The organism is Streptomyces sp. URMC 126, from assembly GCF_051386555.1.
In the GTDB taxonomy this organism is placed as follows: Bacteria; Actinomycetota; Actinomycetes; order Streptomycetales; family Streptomycetaceae; genus Streptomyces.
In genome coordinates this window covers 1-260 of record NZ_JBPQTX010001005.1, presented here as the reverse complement: position 1 = coordinate 260, position 260 = coordinate 1, and the positions used below count along the sequence as shown (strand labels likewise).

Genomic DNA, 260 nt, shown 5'->3' with positions numbered 1-260 from the left:
GAGCTGCTCGGCGAGACGCCGGCGGCGCCCGACCCGGTGGTCCGCGGCGACGGCGTGGAGGCCGTCGAGGCCGACGGCTGGCTCTACCGCCAGGCGGGCTGCCCCGGCCGGGCCATGCAGCCGCTGCGCGTGCACGTGCCGCGCGGCCCCCAGCGCGATCTGGTGCGGGTGCACCCGGGCGAGGAGTGGATCTTCGTGCTGGAGGGCGAGCTGCGGCTCGCCCTCGGGAACGCCGAGCATCTGCTGCGGCCGGGGGACTC

1 protein-coding gene is annotated in these 260 nt (G+C 78.1%); it reads left to right on the top strand.

Annotated elements, in window-relative coordinates; genetic code table 11:
- Window positions 1-260, top strand: a 260-nt coding sequence (locus tag ACSNOK_RS34865) for a cupin domain-containing protein (protein ID WP_436784713.1), incomplete at both ends; no start/stop codon positions are given.